This is a genomic window from Bartonella taylorii 8TBB (assembly GCF_902825155.1).
GTDB classification, from domain to species: domain Bacteria; phylum Pseudomonadota; class Alphaproteobacteria; order Rhizobiales; family Rhizobiaceae; genus Bartonella; species Bartonella taylorii_A.
In genome coordinates, this window is sequence record NZ_CADEAG010000001.1 from 40,279 (window position 1) to 59,358 (window position 19,080).

Annotated in this window: 19 protein-coding genes, 1 tRNA gene, 1 other RNA gene and 2 pseudogenes; 15 read left to right on the forward strand and 8 right to left on the reverse strand. The window is 39.2% G+C overall.

Annotated features, from left to right (window positions below):
• The first annotated feature begins 1 nt into the window (after position 1).
• From J7R13_RS00180 to J7R13_RS09475, 3 genes and pseudogenes are all read left to right on the forward strand, one after another.
• Entirely contained in the window at positions 2–1,156 is a 1,155-nt protein-coding gene (locus tag J7R13_RS00180; RefSeq protein ID WP_208436944.1) for a 5-(carboxyamino)imidazole ribonucleotide synthase, read from the forward strand.
• Positions 1,157–1,332: 176 nt separating this feature from the next.
• Positions 1,333–1,572: a hypothetical protein gene (locus J7R13_RS09775; RefSeq protein WP_208436945.1), complete on the forward strand. Its 240-nt coding sequence runs from the start codon at positions 1,333–1,335 to the stop codon at positions 1,570–1,572.
• Positions 1,542–1,841: pseudogene (locus J7R13_RS09475) on the forward strand (recombinase family protein); the annotation flags it as partial. The gene J7R13_RS09775 and the pseudogene J7R13_RS09475, both read left to right, overlap by 31 nt.
• A 221-nt stretch (positions 1,842–2,062) precedes the next feature.
• On the opposite strand, the gene J7R13_RS00190 reads toward J7R13_RS09475, so the two are convergent.
• Both J7R13_RS00190 and J7R13_RS00195 read right to left on the reverse strand, forming a co-directional pair.
• Positions 2,063–2,461, reverse strand: coding sequence for a type II toxin-antitoxin system VapC family toxin (locus tag J7R13_RS00190; RefSeq protein WP_208436946.1), 399 nt, complete (start codon positions 2,459–2,461; stop codon positions 2,063–2,065).
• Positions 2,458–2,709, reverse strand: a complete 252-nt coding sequence (locus J7R13_RS00195; protein ID WP_005864558.1) for an AbrB/MazE/SpoVT family DNA-binding domain-containing protein — start codon at positions 2,707–2,709, stop codon at positions 2,458–2,460. The genes J7R13_RS00190 and J7R13_RS00195 overlap by 4 nt, the downstream gene beginning before the upstream one ends.
• Positions 2,710–2,901: 192 nt before the next feature.
• On the opposite strand from J7R13_RS00195, the gene J7R13_RS09480 reads away from it, so the two are divergent.
• The 11 genes and pseudogenes from J7R13_RS09480 to J7R13_RS00250 form a co-directional block, all read left to right on the forward strand.
• Complete coding sequence (locus tag J7R13_RS09480; protein WP_281432469.1) at positions 2,902–3,306, forward strand: AAA family ATPase; 405 nt, start codon at positions 2,902–2,904, stop codon at positions 3,304–3,306.
• Between the two features lie 287 nt (positions 3,307–3,593).
• Complete coding sequence (locus J7R13_RS00205) at positions 3,594–3,911, forward strand: hypothetical protein (protein WP_208436947.1); 318 nt, start codon at positions 3,594–3,596, stop codon at positions 3,909–3,911.
• 634 nt (positions 3,912–4,545) lie between these two features.
• On the forward strand, positions 4,546–4,671 hold the full coding sequence (gene ykgO / locus J7R13_RS00210) for a type B 50S ribosomal protein L36 (protein WP_011181208.1): 126 nt from the start codon (positions 4,546–4,548) through the stop codon (positions 4,669–4,671).
• 171 nt (positions 4,672–4,842) lie between these two features.
• Positions 4,843–5,634 (forward strand): tetratricopeptide repeat protein, encoded by a 792-nt coding sequence (locus J7R13_RS00215; protein WP_208436948.1) that lies wholly within the window; start codon positions 4,843–4,845, stop codon positions 5,632–5,634.
• Between the two features lie 101 nt (positions 5,635–5,735).
• Positions 5,736–6,224: a hypothetical protein gene (locus J7R13_RS00220; RefSeq protein WP_208436949.1), complete on the forward strand. Its 489-nt coding sequence runs from the start codon at positions 5,736–5,738 to the stop codon at positions 6,222–6,224.
• Between the two features lie 68 nt (positions 6,225–6,292).
• The gene (locus J7R13_RS00225; RefSeq protein ID WP_208436950.1) at positions 6,293–7,243 is read left to right on the forward strand and encodes a hypothetical protein; all 951 of its coding nucleotides are present in this window, start codon (positions 6,293–6,295) and stop codon (positions 7,241–7,243) included.
• A gap of 7 nt (positions 7,244–7,250) precedes the next feature.
• A non-coding RNA gene (ssrS, locus tag J7R13_RS00230) (6S RNA) lies at positions 7,251–7,411 on the forward strand.
• Positions 7,412–7,863: 452 nt separating this feature from the next.
• Positions 7,864–9,198 carry an MATE family efflux transporter gene (locus J7R13_RS00235; RefSeq protein ID WP_208436951.1) on the forward strand — a complete coding sequence of 445 codons (1,335 nt, stop codon included), beginning with the start codon at positions 7,864–7,866 and terminating at the stop codon, positions 9,196–9,198.
• 512 nt (positions 9,199–9,710) lie between these two features.
• Positions 9,711–10,319, forward strand: a complete 609-nt coding sequence (locus tag J7R13_RS00240; protein WP_208437261.1) for a 5-formyltetrahydrofolate cyclo-ligase — start codon at positions 9,711–9,713, stop codon at positions 10,317–10,319.
• Positions 10,320–10,322: 3 nt separating this feature from the next.
• Complete coding sequence (locus tag J7R13_RS00245) at positions 10,323–11,159, forward strand: TIGR00282 family metallophosphoesterase (protein ID WP_246786237.1); 837 nt, start codon at positions 10,323–10,325, stop codon at positions 11,157–11,159.
• 314 nt (positions 11,160–11,473) lie between these two features.
• Positions 11,474–11,623, forward strand: a pseudogene (locus J7R13_RS00250) (BamA/TamA family outer membrane protein); the annotation flags it as partial.
• Positions 11,624–11,959: 336 nt separating this feature from the next.
• Here J7R13_RS00250 and J7R13_RS00255 read toward each other — a convergent pair.
• The 6 genes from J7R13_RS00255 to J7R13_RS00280 all read right to left on the reverse strand — a co-directional run bounded on the left by J7R13_RS00255 (position 11,960) and on the right by J7R13_RS00280 (position 18,772).
• Positions 11,960–12,340, reverse strand: a complete 381-nt coding sequence (locus tag J7R13_RS00255; protein ID WP_246786239.1) for a helix-turn-helix domain-containing protein — start codon at positions 12,338–12,340, stop codon at positions 11,960–11,962.
• 779 nt (positions 12,341–13,119) lie between these two features.
• A complete protein-coding gene (locus tag J7R13_RS00260; protein ID WP_208436952.1) occupies positions 13,120–13,428 on the reverse strand; it encodes a hypothetical protein in 309 nt (102 codons plus the stop codon).
• Positions 13,429–13,733: 305 nt separating this feature from the next.
• Positions 13,734–14,249, reverse strand: a complete 516-nt coding sequence (locus tag J7R13_RS00265; RefSeq protein ID WP_343212161.1) for a DUF6622 family protein — start codon at positions 14,247–14,249, stop codon at positions 13,734–13,736.
• Between the two features lie 419 nt (positions 14,250–14,668).
• Positions 14,669–16,579 carry a Ti-type conjugative transfer system protein TraG gene (gene traG, locus J7R13_RS00270; RefSeq protein ID WP_246786241.1) on the reverse strand — a complete coding sequence of 637 codons (1,911 nt, stop codon included), beginning with the start codon at positions 16,577–16,579 and terminating at the stop codon, positions 14,669–14,671.
• A 575-nt stretch (positions 16,580–17,154) separates the two neighbouring features.
• Entirely contained in the window at positions 17,155–18,453 is a 1,299-nt protein-coding gene (gene murA / locus J7R13_RS00275; protein ID WP_208436954.1) for a UDP-N-acetylglucosamine 1-carboxyvinyltransferase, read from the reverse strand.
• 166 nt (positions 18,454–18,619) lie between these two features.
• Entirely contained in the window at positions 18,620–18,772 is a 153-nt protein-coding gene (locus tag J7R13_RS00280) for a hypothetical protein (protein WP_208436955.1), read from the reverse strand.
• 188 nt (positions 18,773–18,960) lie between these two features.
• Here J7R13_RS00280 and J7R13_RS00285 point away from each other — a divergent pair.
• A tRNA-Thr gene (locus J7R13_RS00285) sits at positions 18,961–19,035 on the forward strand.
• The last annotated feature ends 45 nt before the right edge of the window (positions 19,036–19,080 follow it).

Below are 19,080 nucleotides of genomic sequence, written 5' to 3' on the forward strand. Positions count from 1 at the left end.
GATGACAGAATCTTCCACCACATCCACCGCACCTACCACATCCACCACATCCGACACATCCCTTGCATCCACTATGTTACCTCCAAGGAGCACAGTCGGTTTTATAGGCGGAGGACAATTGGCACGCATGCTCGCCATAGCGGCAGCAGAACTAGGATTTCGAACGGTTGTTTTTTGCCCTGAAGCAGATTGCCCAGCTGCGCAAACAGCCAACGACCATATTGTTGCTGCCTATGATGATCTTTCGGCATTAGATCATTTTATTTCTGTGTGTGATGTTGTGACCTATGAGTTTGAAAATCTTTCACTTCAAACGGTTCAATATATAGAGAAAGCCAAAAATGTTTATCCCTCTTCCAAGGCATTAGAAATTACGCAAGATCGGCTTTTTGAGAAGCAATTTTTGCAAAAGCAAGGCATCCAAACGGCATCGTGGCATGCTGTTGACAACATTTCTTCTCTCCTTTCAGGTCTTTCATCGTTAGGCGAACGTGGTCTTTTGAAGACCCGCCGTTTGGGCTATGATGGAAAAAACCAGATCATGCTGAATCATCCAGATGAGCAAGCGCTTGACGAAGCCTTGAAGAATTTTCAGGAACAACCCTCGATTTTGGAAGAAATTGTTCCTTTTTTATCGGAAATTTCGGTTCTTTCAGCACGCACGAAGCAAGGGGAGCATATTTTTTATGATTGCCCTGAAAACCTGCACAAAAACGGCATTCTTCACAAATCATTTGTTCCATCACGTATTCCGCTCAAAGTGCAAAAACTTGCGCAAGAAATAAGTGTAAGGGTGATGGATGCTCTCAATTATGTTGGTGTTCTTTGCATTGAATTTTTTGTCTTGATAGATGGAGATCTTTTAGTGAATGAATTGGCACCTCGTGTTCATAATTCTGGTCATTGGACGCAAAGAGCGTGTATAACTTCACAATTTGAACAACATATCCGTGCTATTTGCGGGCTTCCTTTGGGCAGCACACACCGTCATAGCAATTGCCAAATGATCAACCTTCTTGGCAATAATCTCAGTGAATTCAAATATTTTCTCACACAAGACAACACATCGGTCCATTTATATGGTAAAAGCTCTGCACAACCTCTACGCAAAATGGGGCATGTCATCCAATTAACAGGACCAGCCACAAAATTTTGATGAGCCAGCCACTAGATTTTGATGAGAGAGTATTTTTCTAACAAAACGCCTCCTCACACATAATCAAAGGAAGAGGAAACAGAGGAAAAGCACCATCTCTCACAAAGACTCTTCCAGAAATTATTGCTGGTTTAATTTCTGGAACAAGTGGTGGAAGTGGTGCAACTATTGGAGCAATGGCTGGTGCCGCTGTAGGAGCAGCTGCGAGCATAGCTTCTATAGCAGCAACTACTGGAGCAGGAGCGCCAGCTGCTGCTGGTGGGGTAGGCGGTGGGGCTACGGCAGGGGCAGGTAACAATGTAAATGCTTCTAAAATGACAGGAAACTCTTTTAAAGATAGTGGTAGTAAACCTCCATCGGGAGGAAATCCGCGTATAGCTGGAGGGGTAAGGTTTCACAAATTGAACGGCATTTAATTCAAACACGCACAAAAGAAGCCTTAAATGTTGCTCGTCAGCGTGGTATAAAACTTGGCCGGTCAAAAGTAAGTAAAGCTACGCAATTAAAGCTGGACAATCACATTGATGAAATTCAAGCATTTATAAATGTTGGTTTATCACAGAACCGTATTGCTAAGACATTAGGAGTTAGTGTGAACACCTTACGTTTATTTATTGAACGTAAAAACATCAAGCTTACGAAAATAAAGCCTATCATTACCATGCCAAGAATATTGGAACATTAAGATAAACTGCGCCAATTTGATAGTTCTTTTCCATGACGTGATGCATTGAAATATGTTTATTATTTACGTACAAAATACGTAATAAATAAATGATATTTATTTAGTGTTTATTCACTAAATAAGAAATATCTTAATACCTGTAATTACTATGTGTTCAACAAAAGGTGGTGTTGGAAAATCCACATCTATAGCTTATTCTTTTATAGGTATTAGCTTACTCATTAAGAAAGGAGTTTTACTAACTGTCCGTTTTTCTTTAACAGGTCTATTGCTAATTTATCAAACGAAACAAACGTCTCACCACCTAGCCAATTTCCCTCATAAGATATAATTCCATCAGCAAAATCACCACCAGCCTCTAAAATAGCAAGTCCTGCTTCAACAGCTGGTCTATTCATCACTATATTACTGGTTGCTAGCAGATCGCGTAACATTCCAGCTACATCTTCTTTTGATAGTCTTGCACCTCGGCGAAGTATCCAAACAAGTTCGCATAGACAAGATAGAGAAATAGCTATGAGAGAAGCTTCTCTTAAGATCTTACTTGCTACTTCCCCTTGCTTTTTATCATCTTGTAAAACAGCACGAGCTAGAACATTTGTATCTACAGAAATCTTCATTTTTTCCCAGCCCAACTAGAAGCCGTAATTTCGTTCATTTCTTCAATGGTTAGAGGTTTTTTTAGTTTTCCAGAAAATCGTCCAATAAAGCTCTCAATTGTGCTTGTAGGTTGTGATGCTTTTATACGAAGTTCGCCACCTGGTAGTTTATCAAAGTCAATCTTCTCACCTGGTTTAACACCAAGATGCTGTAGTAAATCTCGCTTCAGCGTAATTTGTCCTTTTGCTGTAACTGTTAATGAAGGCATAAAAAATTCCTCTTACTATATAATTATCCAATATATATAAAAGTAATGTAAAAATCAATTACACTTAAGAAACGAAATTGTGAAATAAACTCGTTTGCATACTGGAATGTGCACACCAGATCATACCTTATTTGAAATTAACAACATATAAATATTTATTTGGTGTTTATTCATTGAATAAGGAATATCTTAATGCCTGTAATTACTATGTGTTCAACAAAAGGTGGTGTTGGAAAATCCACAATGGCATTAGTATTAGCTAACGTTTTTGCTAAAGCTGGATCTAAGGTGAAATTAATTGATGCAGACCCAAATCAACCACTTGTGACATGGATGAAAAGATCTGTAGATACACCGCCCAAAAATATAGAAGTTTCTGGAGATATTACAGAACAGAATATTGTTTCTTGCATTGATGATGCTGTAGAAAAGTTTCCATTTGTTATTGTTGATCTTGAAGGTTCTGCTAATCTTGCGGCTTCTTTTGCTATAGGGAGAGCGGATTTAGTTTTGGTTCCTATGAGAAAAAAACAACTTGATGGAGATCAGATAGGAAAGATCATTGCTTTAATAAAACAACAGAGTCAGTTTTTTTAAAAGAGAAATACCTTTTCGTATCGTATTTTCTATGACCAATACCTTAAACAGTCGCGAAGGACAGCATATATAGAGAAAACGTTAGAAAAAGCTAATGTTCCTATTTTACCTGCTTCATTAACTGAAAGAGGAGCTTTTAGTGCTCTTTTTCAGATAGGGGGATCACTCTTTGAGTTATCATCCTCTGATGTGAATAATCCTCAAGCAGCACAAGAAAATGCAACGGTTTTTGCTAATGCTGTTGTGAAAGTATTAGAGACTGAAAATTTATTAAAGGATAAAGTAGCATGACAAAAAGAGCTGAAGTTCCGTTACCTAATTTTGAAAATTTACAACCATTTACAAAAGCGCAAAAAGTAAATGAACGAGTTTTAGGTGAGATAGGTCAAAAAAATGGCTTTACAACACGTCATAATGTAGAAAACAAAACGTGTGTTGGACGTAGAAGACGTAGCTTAAAAACAGCACGACTAACACTTGCAGTTGAACCAGAAGTAAGAGACAGTTTTTGGGTTTTAGCTGATAAGCTCAATGAGGATGGTGGTAATTTTCTTAATCGTCTTATTGAAGTTTACATAAATAGTAATAAAATAGAAAATACATAATAAATATTTTATAAATCGGCTGAACAATATTCCACAACTAGCTTTCACAGGTACAAGTTGCCCACAATCCACTACGTGTCATGATGGACAACTCTAGTTATGGAAAATTGTTGTTTTTATTAAGCTTGCTTACTCGTATAGGTTGGTCACTACAGCGCTATATGGAGGCGCGTTCTCTTCCCTATATGTCGCTTCGCTACGCTTTTTAGAATGAGAGACTTTCCGCCTCTCAAACTCTCTGCAACGCTCACCAAAATCGTGAAAGCACAAGAAAAGCAGAAAGAAGCTTTGAGATTTTCGCATCTCTTTTTCTCTTCCAATGAAGACAGCATAAGGGATTTAACTAAGGGATAGTCCATTGACAAGAAGAAGAGTTCTTGTTAAAAGGGTTTCAGTTTTTTTTGCAATTTTCGCTTCTTCATTGTACGAATGAAATCTGTTAAGCGTGTCTTTGTTTTAAGGGATGCGTTTTTCCTTTTTTGGTCACAATGAAAAAGTAGAGAGTATGATGTCGTAACAGTCTCTCAAGAGGCACGCACATTGGTTTATAAGAGAGCAGTGTGGTGTTGTATTGAGGTTATAAGACTAAAATTATGATATGAGTTCACACAAGTGTGTATAAACGGTGAGTATGATGAAAATTAAAAATTCGCTTAAAGCACTAAGGGAGCGTCACCGTAACAATCGTTTGGTGCGTCGTAAAGGTCGTGTTTACATTCTCAATAAAACGAATCCACGTTTTAGAGCACGTCAAGGTTGATATTCTGTCAATCTTAATGGTGCATGAGGGCTGATGGTTTTTATGCCTACTTTTTGTAGGCATGAGAGCTTTTAGCTTTTGAAAGTTTGTTTTGGGATTACAGGTCCATTATTTGATCGTCATCGCTTGATTGCCATTGCTTGATCGTTTGTGGTTTGAGGACTTGTCGCGATGAGGTTTTTTATTTTTTTAAAATCTTTGCGATTACGGGGGGGGGTTGTTTTCCAGCAAAGAACTTTGCGTCCTTTTGCAGTTTTTTTACTTGCTGTTGTAGAGTGTTTTTGTTTAATTTCTGCTGGATACGGGCAAAGTCCTCCTTCACTCCCTGAAGATCCTCCTTCTCCGCAATTGCTGATACCGCTGGATGACCTCCTCCCCAGCCCTTCCCCTTCAAGACCAGCAACATCTGATTCATCCGCGACCATTCTTGAAGATTTTGACTTAAACACCCCACCCCATTCTGACAGAGTTAAACAGCGCAAAGAAGCAGAAGTTGTACGTTTACTGAAAGAATTAAAATCTTGTGCGAATGTTGAGCAAGCAAGAAAGATAGGTCAACAGCTTCAACGTTTATGGTCACAATCGGGCAGTGAGACGATTGATCTTTTGATGTCATGGGCTGAAAATGCTATCAGTGCTGACAATTATGGTCTTGCCCTTGATTACATTGATAATGTCCTTGCTCTGTACCCCACTTATGCTGAAGCGTGGATAAGACGTGCTTGGGTTCATATTCAACTGAGTGATTTTAAACTTGCCATGCTTGACCTTAACCATGCGGTCGAACTTGAACCACGCAATTATATGGCATTTTTTGAACTTGGCGTTACTATGGAAGCAACGGAACGCCCAAAGCTTGCCCTCAAAGCCTATGAAAAGGCTCTCGAATATTACCCACAAATGCAGAAGCTTCAAAAACGCATTGAAGTTCTTTTAGACGAACAAACACCCCAGCCCCTTTAAACATGCTCTTCATGACATTGCTAACACCCTTGCATTAACCCCACCTATACTGAAGCATAGGCAAAACATGCTTTCATCTTCCACCCGCGGTTAAACTTACCATGCTTGACCTTAACCATGTGCTCTTGAACTTACCACCACGCAAACAACTTAAACCACCACCCTCAAAGCCACTGAAAAGTGCTCAAATATTACCCCCAAATGCTCAAAAACTTCAAAAACGCATTGAAGATCTTTTAAACAAACACCCAAAACTCTTTAAAGATGCTTATAAAAGAGAAAACAATGATGATGAATTTAAATGCACTGTTGTCGGTTATTTAGTTGAAAAGCGAGAATATCCTATTAAAAATAATAATGACGGTAAAATTTCATCACAAGATGTTGCATACCTTTATTTAAATGATGGTCGTGTTCTATTTGTCACTGCACATACTGCTTTAAGAGACTTTTTTGAAATCGTAAATCAATTCGGATTACCAAGTGATAATAAAGGTTTAAATATCTCTATTAGTCTCATTAAAAAAGATAAATCTTGGTATATGATGAAAATATTAGGAGCTGGTATCGATAATGAACATCAATATTAATCTATAAACAAACAAGCCCTCTGCTTGCAACAGAGGGCTTCAAACAGGGGATAACATTGGGATCGACAATGTCAAAAATAAGTGAACTAAACAAATTAAAAAAGCGTATTAAATACGCAAATTCACATCTTAACACTACACTTGGTATAGAAACAATGAATAAATTTGTACCAAGTGTGCCTGTTCCTGTTAAGAATATCCGTAAAATTACCAGAGAATTGAAAAAATGGCAAGCGGAAAAGAAATTTAAACAGAAAAAAGAAAATTTTGCTGTCCGTGCTTATAAATATAATGAATTAATTCCTAATAACGCTTTTCATTTTAATGCATATCCAGAAACAAAAAAACAACTTTATCATTACGATAAATACTTAAAAAAATTAAAAAGAAATATCATTAAAAAAGATGAATCCGATAAAATTGTTTTATCTAAAAATTTCTTTAAAGCTAAAGATGAGGTTGTTAGCGATATGCTTAAAAGACACTTCATAAAAAAGAAAGATCTTTTAAGAAAATATGACACACTACCTACACCAGTAATGAAAAGTCTCTCTGAACTTACAAGAGCTACCTTCAATATAAAAGCGATTAAAGATAAAAGAAATTTTTTTTCAAAAGCTGATCTAAAAGGTTTTAACGTAAAATATCATCAAAATTTCATTAAAGCAGCACAAGTTGCAAATTTACCTGAATTAGAAAAATGGATAAAAAAACAAGGTCAATACATGTCTTACTATCTTTATTTACAAGGTTTTACAATTGCTGATTTCTATTTAAATTACATGATAGGTGTTGATAGAAAAGAACTTATTTCATCTACAATAGAAAATTTAAAAACTATCATAAATGAAAAATCACATGTCTCATTAAAAATAGATCAAAAAGAGCACGCCACCGCCATCAGATATCATCTCCTCGCCCCCAGCAAGCATCCAGCAACGTGCAAAAAAACCACAGCCCCAAAGAGATTGCGTTGGAATCATTTTATATCTAGCAGAAGATCTCAAACTGTTTTATAGTGAGCGAGGTGTTCTGCGCTTCTCGACAGGAAATAACGCATTCCTGAGACCTTAGTGATCTCCAAGGGAGCTGTCCCTGATGAAGCCCGTGGGCTTTTTCATATGGCGCCCACCTATTTATGTAGGTTCTTGGGGTCAACTTTTTCCATCGGCTGTCGTGGATCACCATTTTTTGCATAAATAAAACAAATCGTTATCGTCCTTTTTCGTGTAAAGTAAATTGCTGTGCTCTTTCTCAAGAGACCCAATGCGCCTTTGACAATGAAGAGAACGCGTATTAAGTCTTGTACCAAAAAATCTTCCAGAAAATTTTATTGAAAATAGAAGAGCAAAACGAACAAACGTTTGCTAAGGATATTTTATAAACGACTGTAGCTGCTTGGGGCATAATGCTCTACAAAAAACGCATGGCATGAAGCCAAAAAAATGAATAAAGGTGCATTGCGCTTCTTCTTTAAGAACTGGGCATCTCCTCTTCGCTTAATGAGTTCTCATGATGCATCTTTTACGAAAGATTTGCGATGGAAAGACTTTACGGAAAAAATCACGGAAAAAATCAATGTGTTTTGTTTAAAAGATCCAAGCTTAATATACCCTTCAATATGGAAGGGTATTTCACCATGTTTGTTGTGATGAAGCAATTGCTCTCTCTTGGCATGCTGCTGGCTGTTGGATTTATCTCTCAGATGATGATTTCCTTCACAGATGCAGCGCTTGTGGCGCATTTAAGCGTTCAAGCCTTGAGTGGTACAATGTTGGCTCTGAGTATGTTGAGTTTTGTTATGTTGTTAGGGCTAGGTATACTTACCGCGGTTGCCCCAAAACTTGCACAAAGCTTTCGCAGACAAGATAGATATACATTGAAGGCATGGTTTGATCAAGGAATATGGCTTTCCCTTTTGATTGGAATGATGAGTGCAATCCTTTTACTCAATACGAGGAATATTTTGTGTTTTCTAGGCCAAGATGGGGCAATTGCCAATAGAGCACAGGAATATAATAATGGCGCTGCTCTAGGGGTGGTGTTTTTTTATCTTTATGTGAATAGCCGCGGATTACTGTCAGCAATTGGTAATCCAAAGCCCTTAACTTGGGTTATGCTTGCGGCTATTCCTATAAATTTTCTTCTCTCTTGGCCGCTTATTTTTGGTATAGGTCCTGCAAGCGGATTAGGTGTCTTTTGTGCTGGAATTGCAAGCAGTTTGATCCGTATTTTGATTGTGATGGCAGTGGCAATAATTCTGGCGCGCAATTCTGCTTTTCATTCCTTTCACCTTAATTATTTGAGACCAAAGTTAGAGATTTCACGCATAATACAATTGCTGCGCGTAGGGCTCCCCATTGGTATACGTATTCTTATTGCGGAGGGCTTTCCTTCTATCATTGCATTCATGATTACGGCTTATGGGGTCGAAGCTTTAGCCGCGCATACGATTGGGATGCGTCTCGATATGCTTATTTCTGTGGTAACTTTAGGGATTTCCAGCGCAGCCACGACAATAGCAGCGTGGTATAGAGCAGATAGAAATAATATAGCTCTAAAACAGTTGCGTATGAGTGTCACAGTTTTTGCTGTAGCTTATGTCTTGCTTTTATCAGGAGTTGTTTATCTCTCTTATGGATTTATCCTTACAACCATCTTTGATATTTCTGAAGACAGCGTTGTTGTTTTCTCTTGGGAATTGTTTCCACTCGTCTTATTGTCTTTTGCTTTTGGCACTTTAGGAGCTATGCTCAATGGCATACTTGTGGGATTGCTTGATACGTTTTGGTCAACAATTGTTGTCGCAATAAGCTATTGGGGAGTAGGCCTCTTTGGGGGGATGCTCATGGCGCATTTTTTGGGATATGGTTTTATTGGCTACTGGCTTGGTATGATTGGTGCAAGCTTAATTGTTTCTCTCTTTAATTATATGCGCGTGGATTATTTAATAAAACGCACTTCTATATTTTAGGTGGGGTGCGTATTATAAAAGCACTTGTAAAGCACTCACTGTGAAGACAGTGCACCTCACCCCGTCCATAGAGGCTGTTTACTTCTATGAAGATAACAAGATAAGTTACAAAACTTGCTTAATATGCAAAAGAAGTGCCTTTGTTTGTAGCCTTAAGATTATCTATTGAGTTTATAAAATAATATGAGTTTATTAAAATCATTCAGCTTCAATTTAAGAGTAAGTTTGGTAAATTGGAATACTTTCATACCGTAAAAAATGATGAGAAAAAGCGTGCCTCTCTTTATACGCCATTGAGGAGTCACTTAAAGAGGAGTCATTTAAAAAAGGTATTGTTTTTATAAGTCATGACAATCGCGGTGCCAAGGTGCATGCGCTTGTCAAAACAATCGTAGGTGCTATTCTTTCAAGTTCTTTTTATTGCGGGTTTTATTTTATTACACTACAGCCGATTGATAGAAGGGTAAGCAATTGATAGAAGGGCAGCAATATACATCATGATTGACGAAACAATGGTACAAAGCACAAAGCCTCCACAATCTACTTCATCGCTTCGCGCACAACTGCGCAAGAGCGGACTAACCCGTCGTGATGCTCTTTCAGCACAAGAACGTGCTGCCTTTTCGCAGCGCGCCTGTTCCCACCTGATAAAAACCCTTGAAGAAAAGGGAGAAGATTTTTCGCGCATGATTTTAGCAGGCTATTGGCCAATCAAATCGGAAATGGATCCACGTCCTTTATGTGATGCAATAGCGTTACGCGGTGGAAGTTTAGCACTACCAGCAGTGCTTGATTCCACCACCATGGTTTTTCGTGCCTATTCACAGGGCACAGCGTTAGAGCCAATGCGCTTTGGCACATGGGGTCCTGGAGTAGAAAATGCTCATGTTGTACCGAATGTGATTATTGTTCCCCTTTCCGCGTTTGACAATCAATGTCACCGCCTTGGCTATGGGGGGGGATATTATGATCGTGCAGTTGAAGCTCTTGAAAAACAAGGTCATCAAGCACGTTTATTGGGCTTAGGCTTTTCATGTCAGGAAGTTGAATCCATTCCCCATGCAGAACATGATCTGGTCGTGCAGGGAATTTTTACAGAAAAAGGTTTCTTAAAACGCTAAAGTATGATTAAAACGCCTATGCGTTTTTTATTTTTAGGTGACATTGTTGGAGCAACGGGCTGTAAAGCTGTTTTTGAACGGCTTCCATGGCTTATTGAAGAATGGCAACTTGATTTTGTTGTGGTGAATGGTGAAAATGCGTCTCATGGTTTTGGCATCACGCAAGAAACTTATCAAGACCTTCTCATGGTAGGTGTTGATGTTGTGACAACGGGTAATCACGCTTTTTCATGCCAAGAAACATTGCGCTATGCCCATGAAAGCGACCGTTTTTTACGTCCAGCCAATTTTCCTCAAGACACTCCGGGAAAGGGCTCTGGTATTTTTACCGCAAAGAATGGAGCGCGTGTTCTTGTTGCCAATCTTTTGGGGAATGCTTTTATGCCGTGCAAGGTAGATGATCCATTTGAAACGGCTGAAAAGATTCTGTACGCTTGCTCTTTGATGGAACAGGCAGATGCGATTATTTTTGACTTTCACGCAGAAACGACGAGCGAGAAGCAATGTCTTGGACATTTTCTTGATGGCCGTGTGAGTGTGATTGTAGGAACGCATACCCACATTCCCACGGCTGACGCACAAATATTAGAGTATGGCAGTGCTTATTTATCGGATGCGGGAATGTGTGGAGATTATAATTCATCGCTTGGCATGGATAAAGAAGAGCCTTTACACCGTTTTCTTTATAAAACGAAGCAAGACCGTTTTGAACCAGCATGTGGTCCTGCAACGCTTTGTGGTCTAGCGGTTGAAATTTCTGATCGCACAGGTTTAGCAGAAAAGGTCTCGGCGGTACGCATTGGTCCTCATTTAAAGCCTGAAGTTCCAGATTTTTGGTAGTCTTTTTTAGCGGCTTCTTTGCTGCCGCTCTCCAATGTTCCCTTTTTAGTAATCTTTTTGGCAAGACAATCCTTCAAGCCTCCCAACTTTTTTCTCAAAGAACTTCGCGCCCCCAAACTTCACCCTGAAGAAGGCTTCACCCCAAAAACCTCATTACAAAGATTCCCAAAAAGCATGTAAAAGAATAATCCCTCATAAGAACTATAATGGTAATAAAAGGAGTATTGAGAAAAATCTCTCCGCTCTCAAATGCTACACCCTTTCTTCAAATGAATCCGAAACCTTTGGCCAAAACATTCCCTCATCTGCCCTTCTTTTTCTCAAAAATAACATGGGGAGCCGGCATTGGAGGTCGCTATATCACAGGTCTTGGTCCTTTACGCATGGATTTAGCTTTCCCTCTTAAGCGGGGGGAAGGTGATCCTCATATTGGTTCTTATGTGGATATAGGGCAAGCGTTTTAATGAAAAAAAACTGTGCGTTTATCAGCTTTCTTATTTGGTCTTTCATTTTCAAAATGATCTTCAAGCTGAAAAGGATTCCGTTGGTTTTATGGAATTTTTATCACAGCAGCTCAAAACCATAGCTTTTAAGACAATTTAAAAATATAAAAATTTCCGACAAATTCGCCCAACACAAATGAGCCATCCTTTAAGAAAAGGATGAAAGATGAAATTTTCTATGATTTTTAAAATGAAGAGAAGGTGGCCATATTGGGATATTTCTGCGGGGGGAAATGTTAACAACCCCTTCCCTCAAAAAGAACCTATAGGATAATTTATATTTTAGCAAGAGAATATTTAAAATTTTTCATTCTCATGAGAAATTAAGCACAAAATCGCCTTCTTTTTTTGAGGTTTAAGCACTCTAAAATTTTTCAGGAGCAAGTATTCCTCTTTGCACGATACTCCCTCATCACAAGGGTATGGGGGGTATGAGGCATTTTCTTTTGTTAAGAGATCGGAATAAAAAAAGGTAAGTGGAACATCCAGTATATCAGCAATTTCTTTTAGGCGCCCTGCCCCTACACGATTTGTTCCTTTTTCGTACTTTTGGATTTGTTGGAAGGTCACGCTTAAATGGTGACCTAATTGTTTTTGAGACATTTTCAACATTTCTCGCCTAAAACGAATTTTCCTGCCGATAGAAATGTCGTTAAAATGTGGATTTTTGGCTTTCACTTTCAGGTCCCCCCCACTGGGTGCGAGCGCCCTCGCATGAGTATTCCGGGAGTTAAAAGCACTGAATCCGAGTCAGCTTTTTGCTTTTAGTGCTGAGAGCACCTGGACATAGCAAAAACTCCCGGAATTCCGGGATACCTACAAAGTAGGTTCATTTTTATGCTCGGACTTTCGGGCTTTTAATCCCCTATTGATCGTCGCGTATACGATCAAAATCACAAGGTTTATTCATAAGGCAATTTCAGGAGATTGGCAATAAAAATTAAACCATTTGAGACGTTCTCAATATTTCTCTTCTCGCCTAAAACGAATTTTCCTGCCGATAGAAATGTCGTTAAAATGTGGATTTTTGGCTTTCACTTTCAGGTCCCCCCCACTGGGTGCGAGCGCCCTCGCATGAGTATTCCGGGAGTCTGAAAGTACTGAGTTCAGTCAGCTTTTTTTGCTTTTAGTGCTCATCGCACCTGGACATAGCAAAAACTCCCGGAATTCCGGGATACCTACAGAGTAGGTTAATTTTATGTACTGAACTTTAGGGCTTTCAGACCCTAATGATCGTCGCGTATACGACCAAAACTACAAGGTTTATTCATAAGGCAATTTCAGGAAATTGGCAATAAGAATTAAACATTTGAGACATTCTCAATATTTCCCTTCTCGCCTAAAACAAATTTTTTTTTACCTCACAGCAAGCGATACATCGGTGCTAACGTTCTCTTTAAAAACACACCGATAATTACAAGCAGCTTCAAAAAACAGCCTACCCAATGAAGTCCTAGCTAGAGGGTTGCATGCACAACGCAATAATGGCACACCGATTCCCGCAAGCGTGCTTCACATATTGTACGCCTAGCCTGTACAGAGTCTGCCGCTCCTAAATACTCAGACGTAATGCTACTGGGCCGTACAGTAACCGCAGTTGCATCCTTAAACACACCGGCTCTACCCATATCATAATGGATTCCTACCCATATCATAATGCTTGACAAAAGCATCATGCCATCATAGCAACCGCTTTGCGTATGGGTTCCACAACATAGTTCTACAAACTGTTGAAGCATTGCCAAGCGAAGAGTTTTCTTGCCCACCTACGCCAATGAGATCATCACTATCCTCTTTTTGAATCGTAAAACAAAATGATTTCCCATGAGCGATAAACCATCTGCTCAAAGTCCAGCTAGCTTAAACTCATAGCACTCTAAACCTTTAGGATCGCTCTGCCCCCAAGGGAGCATAGTCAGATATATCATTTCCGTCACGTATTCACACACGCTGGGACAAAAAAATCTAAAACTATGAGACAACGCTGCATTTGTATGCAGCGTTGTTGTTAGGAATAAGCTTCTATTGAGATAGTTCTGATGGGAAACACCCACAGCTAATGGTATAGGGACTAATTTGGATTCTTTCGAAATGCTATATATAAATTTAATGTGCCGCCCCAAAGCACACCATCAGTGAACCCACTTAAAAGACCAAAAAGAAGGTTAAAATCAAATGCATATTTCAAATCAGGTTGAACCTTGAGAAAAACAATCAATGTGAATTTGATGACAAAAGCGATAAGAATAAATGTCAGCGTCAACGGCGTACCAGGCCGAATAATGAAATCCGTTCCCTCTTTGATTTTTAAACGCGGAGTAGCACGCCAGAGCAACCAGCCAACGCCAAAGCCGATCATCAGCCCTGCCAACATTGCGATTGCTCCCCAGCCCCAGAACGCCAGCTGGTTAATCACATCGCTTGCGCCCAAAAAAAGAAAAACTAACGGCAAGAGAAAAAGGCGGTTAACCTTTATTTCCCTATCTTTCAATGCGATTATTCCCCTCGCAATAAGAAAAATAAGCAAAATCCAAACCCATATAGGGGTTCCGTTCAGAATGTTAAACAATGACATCTTATGCTCCATGATGTTTGATGTTTGATGTTTGATGTTTGATGTTCATAGGGTGCTGCTCCCGCCGTGTCTCCAAAAAAAGAAAGAATAGAAATAAAGCTATCCCACCAGCAAAGAAGTTTAAGAAGATCTGAACTGGTTTACGAATGAACAATAGAATAAGGGAGAGCGCGTAAATCAACTTTTTAAATATTGCAGCCAATATTCCACGGATTATATTGAACACACCCCGCATTATAGTTGATGTAAAGCTCCTTTTTGTGTCTGAATTTTTTTCTTGGGTGTTTATCTTCTGAAGAGATATGCTGTTCATCACTTCCCCCATTTTCAAGCCACTCTATTCTAAAAATAGTACTATAAAATCAGTTATTTCTCATTATATCATCCCAAAATACAAGAAATTTATTCATTTTAACTACAAAACAGGTGTTTTATTTAGAAGCAAAGCTAGTTTTATTAGCAAGAGTTGTTAAATCCTTACGTCTAAAATAGATAGCGCGTCCACAACGAATAGGGGGCTGTCCTTGTACGAGAATGATCTGTTCGTCTTTTCGCATTTCTCGTGTTATCTCATGTGGATAAATGAGAGGTCTATGCTGGGTGTTGATATTTTCTAACCCTCTTTTATGGAATGCTCCCAGTTGTTTGCTTGAATCTTTCACTTCAATAGTCATTTGACCACATGCCTTAGAGATACTTTCTGCTGTTTTAGTATCTTTGATAGCGGCATAGCTTACAAAAGCACAACTTTCAAACCATGACTTAGCGCCTGCTTGACCAAAATGGTTTTCAAGTTGTCCTACAGCTTGATAAAAGAGCATAAGGGATATCCCGTATTTACGTCCACGGTCACGCGCTTCCTCTAGGATGTTCATATATCCTAAAAGGTCAATTTCATCTAAGACAAAGAGTACTCTTTTTGCATAATTACCATCAGCGTTTTCCATAGCTCTGAGAAAAGAGCCAATAAGGATACGCCCGATACCCGGATAAGATTTTAAAACTTTTGAGGGGATATTTAGAAAAACATCAATATTTCCCTTTGTTATATCGGCAGTTTTAAAGTCATTCCCACTGATAAGGTCTGCATAGTGAGAGAGAGAAAGCCATTGTAGATCTTTTGAAGCAGTAGCATAGACACCTGAGAAAGTTTGTTCAGCCATGTTTGTAAAGACGCCAAGGGTTTCACGGATGAATTGTGATGGTGATGAAGACTGTAGTAGACGTAGTCTTTCAATAACAGAGGGTTCTGACTCTAATAGAATAGTGTGAAGGGTTTTTAAGTTTTTTTCCTTTAATGTGTACTCATCAGAAAAAACCACATGGGCAAGTAGTCCCGTTAACAAATTATGTGCATGAGATGTAGATAATTGATCCGTTGAAGTTGATTTGTCGTTTTCGGCAAGAAGGAGTCTAGCGATTTCAACTAAACCAGCTTCCCTTTCATAGAGAGGGATATTTTCATCTAACAACCAATCTAAAGGATTAAAAGTTGCTGTTGATTTCCCCTCAGGGTCTAGAACATAGACGGCATTTTTGTTCATACTCTTTCGTGCTTCTTTTACGATCGGAGCAATTTCTCTTGTCGGGTCAAAAACAACCATTGGACCGGAATATTTGAGACACGTAGGAATAACCGTACTTGTTGTTTTATAACCGCTAGAACCAGCAAAAAAAAGCATGTGCGTTGAATCAAAGTTAAGTTTGTATGTTAACAATGGCTGGCGACCACCTTTTCCCCACGTTGTTTTATCTTGTGGATTAAAAGCGACGTCCTTAACAATATCTTCGTCGACTCTATAACGTTCTCCAATGATGACCTCACCATCACTAGGGAAAATCTCTCCAAGGCGTTTCATCCTCATCCATTGCATACCACCGAAGATCGTATTTTTTGAAATTTTCAGAGACGAAGCTTTTGCTAAAGAAAGTTTCACCGTGTAACCAAAGATAACAATGCCAATAAGAACACCGGCCAAAACCATCCTATCAAAATATGGGAAAACATCATTCCACGTCATGTTATTTTGCCCAACATAAGGGCTTAATCTGATGTATTCATTTGCACTATAATAAGTTGCAAACAAACCAAAAATAATCATGGATGAAAGAGTGATATTTTTTCTGTTATGCTTTTTTTGTAATAAGATGAATGAAGAACATGAAAGTGCAATAAGGATTAAAATATCCAGTGGTTTTGATCTTACAAACCAATAAGCATCGGGCGTCGTTCCATTTTCTGTAATGTTATTGATAGTTATATTTACGAGAAAAGCTACAATGATTGAAAAGATGAAGGGTAATATTAAAAATATAATCTGTTTTTTGTCTGACTTATTCATGATTTTCCCCCCGCATATCAGAAAACGCTTCTCTTCCTATTTTTTCGAAGTCTTTGTATTTTTTAAATTGTGAAAAAGCAAATAAAAAGAATGACTGATTTCATCAATGATAAGCAATAAAATTAAAAGAGGAGCTCAAGGGTGAAGGATTGCGTTCTGAAATCTCTGATAAAATTATCGATGTTATTCAACAACGTTCTCAACATTTGAAATTTTAATCTCCTTGTTTTTGGCTCTCCCTGCCCTAAAGGATAGTGTTTTACAGCGCTACGGATCATGAGAGGCACCTCGCCTCTCAAATAATAATCGCACTCCAAAATCATGACATCAGCCCCGCGTTTATTGCGAGAACTAACCAGCCTTAGTTCTTAAGGTCAAAGCACCCCAAAAAGAGATCGTAAAGGGGAGTCTAAAAGAACGAGGTCCTCTCAACTGCACTTCAAAAACTTTTGCACAAAATAAGAATTCTTGCGAAAAGCAAACTTCTCAAAAGTTATTCCAAACATCCCCTCTCAAGGGGGCAGCAAAAAACATCCCTCGCAGAAAGCTCTTTAAAAAAATATCCCCGAAGGGGATCAGGCTGTTACCCGTTGAATGAGTGCGCCACATTGGGCTAATTTTTCTTCTAACTTCTCAAACCCGCGATCAAGATGATAAACACGATTGATGATCGTTTCACCCTTAGCGGCCAGAGCAGCAATAACAAGAGAGACAGAAGCGCGTAAATCCGTAGCCATGACGGGTGCACCTTGTAGATTTTCTGTTCCATAGACAGTTGCTGTCTGCCCATCGAGCTTTATCTGAGCACCCAAGCGATTGAGTTCCTGAACATGCATAAAACGATTTTCGAAAATTGTTTCCGTGATATGAGAAATACCTTGAGCCCGTGTCATGAGCGCCATGAATTGGGCTTGGAGATCGGTTGGGAAAGCGGGATAAGGACCTGTTTTGATATCCACGGGCATTATTTTTGTTTGACGTGGATTTCGTTTAACGTGAATTCCCTGAGGTTCTATTTGAATATCGAGTCCAGCTTTTTGGAGCACACCAAGCACTTGGGTAAGATGATTAGGATTTGCATTTTTAAGAAAGACATCCCCCCCCACCATAGCAACGGCCATTGCATAAGTTCCTGCTTCAATTCGATCCGCAATGACACGTATTCTAGCCCCATTGAGTTTTTTCACGCCCTCGATAGTGAGTGTAGATGTTCCCTCACCGAGTATTTTTGCACCCATAGCGTTGAGGGTTCGAATAAGATTTGCAACTTCTGGTTCACAAGCAGCGTTATCGAGGACAGTTTTTCCCTTTGCCATTGTCGCTGCCATAAGCAACACATGTGTTCCCCCAACAGTGACTTTGGGAAAGCGGTAGTGAGCACCCTTTAAACCACCCCTTGGAGCTTTAGCACGAACATACCCATTTTCGATAGCAATATGCACTCCTAAAGTTTTAAGCCCCTCAAGAATAAAATCGACAGGTCTTGTTCCGATAGCGCATCCTCCAGGCAGAGACACATATGCTTCTCGGCATCGAGCAATGAGGGGTCCGATCACCCAAAAGCTTGCGCGCATTTTTTTCACCAATTCGTAGGGCGCACGTGTTGTAGCTATTTTCTGAGCGGTAAAATGGATTGTTCTTGAACCCTCACAATCGTTGTGGGCTTCTTGTCCGTCGACGGCATATCCGACACCATGATTATTGAGAATACGAATGAGCAATTCGACATCAGCAAGATGCGGAATATTTTCTAAGGTAAGAGTTTCTTCAGTAAGTAGTGACGCAATCATAAGAGGCAATGCGGCATTTTTTGCTCCTGAGATAGGAATTGTTCCTTTAAGTTTTTTCCCGCCAACAATTTGAATAGAATCCATAGTGTTTTCCCTTTTCCCCTTTGAGTGTCCCCTTCCAAAGGTTTTACCCCCGAGAAGTTATTTTTCTTTATGATTTCAGAATGAAATCGATAAACTTAGAACAAATTTCAAATATTAGAACGAATCATTGAGAAGTTTGGTTGCAAAGGTGCCATAAGAAACATTCTCAGAGCTCTGTTTGTGCTTTTTTTCGACTTTGCTCTTTTCGGCGTTTCAGGTTTTGGCGCAATTGTTGAGCTAGTCTTTCTTGGCGTCGTTTTGCTTTTTCATCTTTATGATTAATTTCTTCTTGTTTTTGTTTTTGATGCATCTGTGTCATTGCGCAACCTTTTGAGCAGTGTTGAGTTTTTTTTCAAGCAACTTCACGGCTTTTGTATAAGAAACTCATAGCTTTTGTATAAGAAATGTATGTCATGAGACAAGGGGGATTTTCTTTCAAGAATACACAAATGTTCTCTTGCCTATTTTATGACAATATGGCACAAGACAGCGCACAGATTGAAAAGGGCTGCGGTAGCTCAGTGGTAGAGCACTCCCTTGGTAAGGGAGAGGTCGAGAGTTCAATCCTCTCTCGCAGCACCATTGCATCTCACAGCACCATTGCGCAGAACATTTTAGCATTACAGT